Origin of the sequence: Streptomyces sp. NPDC058964, from assembly GCF_042741275.1 — a bacterium.
In the GTDB taxonomy this organism is placed as follows: Bacteria; Actinomycetota; Actinomycetes; order Streptomycetales; family Streptomycetaceae; genus Streptomyces.
Map to the genome: position 1 here is coordinate 1 of NZ_JBHYKH010000621.1, position 4,730 is coordinate 4,730.

The window sequence follows — 4,730 nt, forward strand, 5'->3', positions numbered from 1 at the left end:
TGTCGGGTGGGGGGGCTCTCTCTTTTTGTCTCTTGCTGGGGGGGGGGGGGGGGGGGGCCGGCGGGGCCCCCGCGGGGGGGGGGCCCCCCCCCTTTCGTGTGTGTGCCGAGGGCGTCAGCTCTTGCTGAGTTCCCAGAAGCGGAACACGGTCGAGGAGTCGAGGCAGTACTCCAGGCCGTAGACGCCGTCGCGGACGACGGCGTACTGCTTGGCCTGCCAGACGGGGAGGACGGGGAGTTCGTCGGCGACGATGTCCTGGAGCCGGCCGAAGTCCTGGTCGGTGGCGGAGCGGTCGCTCTGCGCGGCGGTGCTGGGGATGAGGGAGCCGGTGATGGTGGCGTTGCTGTAGTTGTTGTCCAGCACGTTGCCCTTGCCGAAGAAGGGGGCCGTGAAGTTGTCGGCGTCCGGGTAGTCGGGCACCCAGCCCTTCACGTACACGCCGTACTTGCCCTTGGCGATGTCCTTCTCGTACTGGCCGAAGGGGACGGACCTGACGTCCGCGGTGAACAGGCCGCTGGCGTTGAGCTGGGCGGCGATGGCCTTGAGCTCCTGGTCGGTGGCGGGGCCGTAGCGGGACGGGGTGGACCAGAGGGTGAGTCTCACCTTGCCGGTGATGCCGTCGGCGTGCAGCGCCGCGGCGGCCCTGGCCTTGGAGGGGCGGGCGCCGTAGGTGTCGAAGAAGGCCGTGTTGTGGCCCCCGATGCCGGCCGGGATGATCGAGTACAGCGGGGTGGCGGTGCCCTGGTAGACGTTCCTGATCAGGGCGTCGCGGTCGATCAGGTAGGCCATGGCCTTGCGGACGCCGAGCTTTCCGGTGACCGGGTCGTGCATGTTGAAGACCAGGTGCTGGACCTCGGCGCTGCTGCCCTCGATGACCTCGACGCCCTTGCTGCCGGCCTGCCGGTCGATGTCGGCGATGTCGCGGGCACTGAGACCGCGGTAGGCGATGTCGACCTCGCCGTCGAGGAGGGCCTGCTTCAGGGCTGCCTGGTCGCCGTGGAAGAACCTGACCGTGACACCGGCGTTCTTGGTCGGGGCGCTGCCCCTGTAGTTGGGGTTCGGCGAGAAGACGGCCTCGTCCCGGTCGAAGGTGTCCAGTTCGTAGGGTCCGGAGCCGACGGCCTTGTGGTCCTTGCGGAGGCCGTTCGCGTCGTACTGCCGGTGGTCGACGATGGAGCCGGCACCGGAGGCGATCTTGCTGGGGAAGGTGGCGTCGGGGACCTTCAGCCGGAAGACGACGGTCTTCTCGTTGGGGGTCTCGACCCTGGCGAGCGACGGGAACATGATCGCGGGCCCGTCGGGGTCGTTGATCTTCAGCATGCGGTCGAAGGAGAACTTCACGTCCTTCGCCGTGAGCGCGTCACCGTTGCTGAACTTGAGGCCGTCCTTGAGCGTGCACCGGTAGACCTCGGCGCGGGTGTCGGTGAAGGTGCACTGCTCGGCCAGATCGGGCTGGGGCTCCGTCGCTCCCTTGGGGAAGCTCAGCAGTGACTGGAAGACGTTGTTGAACAACAGCCAGGAGCCGGGGTCATAACCGGAGGCAGGGTCCGTGGCGAGGATGTCGTCGGACATTCCCATCACCACGGAGGAGCCGGTACCCCCGGAATCACCGGTCTCCGTGCCACAGCCGGTCAACAGGCCGAAGGCCAGTCCCGCCACGATGGGCAGGACTGGCCACTGGTTGCGCTTGTTCACGTAGATGTGCCTTGTCGTCGGTCTCGACACCCCGGAGCCGGCGTCCCGCACTCCGGGGCACAAACCCGATTACCTTACCGTCCGCTGTGAAGGGCTTGCGGCGACCGGCGACTGAGGGACCGTCAGCTCCCGGCGCCGCGGCTGAGCTCCCAGAGCTGCAGCGTCGAGGACGAGTTGAGGGCGTACGACGTGCCCGTGATGTCGTCCCGGGCGGCGATGTACTGCTTGCCCTGCCACAGCGGCAGCACGGGTACGTCCTCGGCGACGATGTCCTGGATGCTCGTGAGGCTCTTGGAGGCGTTCAGCCGGTCGGCCTCGCGGCGGGACTCCGGGATCAGGACGTTGCGGATCTGCTTGTTGGCGTACGGCGAGCCGAGGAAGTTGTCCTTGTCGAGGAACGGCGCGAGGTAGTTGTCCGCGTCCGGGAAGTCGGGGAACCAACCCATGCCGAAGACGTCGTACGCGCCCTTGCGCGAGGCGGTCTGGTACGTCGCCCAGGGCGTGCCCTTGATGGTGACGTTGAACAGGCCGCTGTTGTTGAGCTGCTTCTGCAGGATCTCGAACTCCTGCTTGGTGGCCGCACCGTAGTGGTCGGTCGTGTAGTGCAGGGTCAGCTTCACCGGGGTGGTGATGCCGGCCTGCGTCAGCAGCGCCTTGGCCTTGGCGGTGTTGGGGTCGCCGTACTTGTTGAAGAACGAGTTCGAGTGACCGGTGATGCTCGCCGGGACGAGCGAGTACAGCGGCTCGGCCTGGGAGCCGTACACCTTGGAGATCAGCTCGCCGCGGTCGATGACCTGGGCCATGGCCTGGCGGACGGCCTTGCTCTTCACCGTCGGGGCGCTGGTGTTGAAGGCGAGGTAACGGATTTCCAGGCCCGACATGTCGACGAGTTCGACGTTCTTGTCGGTACCGGCGTCCAGCTTCTGGATCTGGGCCGGCGTCATCGTGCGGGTCATCACGTCGATGTCGCCGCTGTTGAGGGCGTCACCCATCGCGGCGGCGTCGGTGAAGGAGCGCAGCACGACCTTGTCGTTGCTCACCTTCAGGCTGCCCTTGTAGTTCGGGTTCTTGGTGAAGGTGGCGGTCTCGAGCGAGTCGTCCTTGACGTCCGTCGTGAGCGTGTAGGGGCCGGAGCCGTCGACGTCGAAGCCGTCCCGCAGCTTGTCCTTGGCGTAGTCGCTCGGGTCGACGATGCCCGCGACCGGAGTGGACAGCTTGTACGGGAAGGTGGCGTCGGCGGACTTGAGGTGGAAGATCACCTCTCGGTCACCCTGCGTCTCGATGGTGTCGATGTTCGACATCAGCGCGAACACACCGCTGTCGGACTTGATGCGCAGCGCCCGCTCGATGGAGTACTTCACGTCCTGGGCCGTGATCGAGTCGCCACTGGCGAACTTCAGGCCGTCGCGGAGCTTGCAGGCGTAGCGCTCGTTGCCGCTGTCGGTGAAGCTGCAGCTCTCGGCCGCCTCGGGCACCGGGTCGCCCTCACCCTTGGGCTGGATCATCAGAGTCTGCACGGTCTGGCGCAGGACGTTCCAGCTGCCGACGTCGTAGGCGTAGGCGGGGTCGAGCGGCGCCGGGGCGTCCTTGGTGGCGGTGAACCGATCGGTGGTGCCGACGACGATCGCGTCGCCGCTCTTGCTCCCGCTGTCGGATCCGCCGCACGCGGCGAGAACCGGCGTGAGCAGGCCTGCCACGGCGGGCAGCACCAGATGCTTACGGTTCATGCTCGAAGTTCTCCAGAACTGTTCGGGTCCGTGTACCCGGCATGCAGGGGTGTCGCGGCGGATCACGGGGGTAGCGGCGAGGTTCTCGCGATGAGATTAGTCCGCACCTGCACGAGGATTCACAGCCCCTGGAGCTGAGGTCCCATCACGGAGAGAAACCGGTTGCGGACACACCGAAAACCCGCCAGAGGCATGATTAGTGCAGCGTCCCACCAATCGGGACACAAGGGCACGCGCTCCCCTCCCCGTCGAGGACGTGCTGCACACCTCGACATCGATGTCGAGATCCGGGAAGGTGGCGAACGTCACACGGACAACTCGGTTGGACGTGACCGGAATTCGGCCAACCGACCCGCTTCCGATTCCATCGGGACAACAGCGGAAGCTTTAGCCCAATGAACTATGTACGCTGGGTGAACGGCTAGCCTGCATCCGTCATCAGACCGCGCAGAAATGCCAGGTCGACCTCTTCGAGCGAGGTCACCACGGTGCGCCGGGCGGCGGGGGCGATGGGAGCCACGGACGGCACCGCGACCACCTGGCAACCTGCGGCTTCGGCGGCCGCGACCCCGGTCGCCGTGTCCTCGACGACCGCGCATCTGGCCGGATCCGCTCCCAGCCCGGCGGCGGCGAGCAGATACGGGTCCGGGTACGGCTTGGTGCGCGACACCTCGTCGCCGGCGATGGACAGGGCGAAGTGCTTGGGGCCGAGGGAGGTCACCACACGGTCGATGATGCGCCGGTGCGAGGCGGAGACCAGGGCCGTGGGGATCTGGTGCTCGTAGAGCTCGGCGAGCAGCCTGGCGGCGCCCGGCATCAGGGGCAGGGTGCGGTCGATGCGGTCCTCGAACCCTTCGTTGAGCAGCACGCTGAGCTCGGCGAGGGTGATGTCGGCGCCGGTGGCCTCGATGAGGAAGCCCGCGCTGCGGGTCATGGGGCCGCCGACCACGACGTGCCGCCAGGAGTCGTCGAGGGTGTGGCCGAGGCCGGCGAAGGTCTCGACTTCGACCTCCCACCAGAAGCCCTCGGTGTCCACCAGGGTGCCGTCCATGTCGAGGAGCACGGCCTGCAGGGCTGAGCCTTCGGCCGTACGGGTTCCGAGCGCGGGGACCGTACTGGTCATCCACGTACCTCCTTGAAGGGACGATCAGGCCGGTTCCCACGAAGGGAACCGGCCTGCAGTGGACCGACCAGTGTACGTCGTGCGGGACGGGAACGCCTGGTGCGGCCCGTGGAGCTGCCCCGAGGCTGCGCCCGGCTCCTAGCGGGCGTTGAAGTACTTGGCCTCCGGGGGGTGGATCACGATGG

3 protein-coding genes are annotated in these 4,730 nt (G+C 67.2%); all 3 read right to left on the minus strand.

Annotated features, from left to right (window positions below; translation table 11 throughout):
* Positions 1 to 114: 114 nt before the first annotated feature.
* The gene (locus ACFW2E_RS41640; protein ID WP_384475801.1) at positions 115 to 1,695 is read right to left on the minus strand and encodes an ABC transporter substrate-binding protein; all 1,581 of its coding nucleotides are present in this window, start codon (positions 1,693 to 1,695) and stop codon (positions 115 to 117) included.
* A 122-nt stretch (positions 1,696 to 1,817) separates the two neighbouring features.
* Complete coding sequence (locus tag ACFW2E_RS41645; protein WP_384475804.1) at positions 1,818 to 3,422, minus strand: ABC transporter substrate-binding protein; 1,605 nt, start codon at positions 3,420 to 3,422, stop codon at positions 1,818 to 1,820.
* A 421-nt stretch (positions 3,423 to 3,843) separates the two neighbouring features.
* Positions 3,844 to 4,545: an HAD family hydrolase gene (locus ACFW2E_RS41650; protein WP_384475807.1), complete on the minus strand. Its 702-nt coding sequence runs from the start codon at positions 4,543 to 4,545 to the stop codon at positions 3,844 to 3,846.
* Positions 4,546 to 4,730 lie beyond the last annotated feature (185 nt).

Bases quoted from the DNA above. Each gene is read 5' to 3' on its own strand.
- ACFW2E_RS41645 (WP_384475804.1), bottom strand. From the start codon at position 3,422: ATGAACCGTAAGCATCTGGTGCTGCCCGCCGTGGCAGGCCTGCTCACG.
- ACFW2E_RS41650 (WP_384475807.1), bottom strand. From the start codon at position 4,545: ATGACCAGTACGGTCCCCGCGCTCGGAACCCGTACGGCCGAAGGCTCA.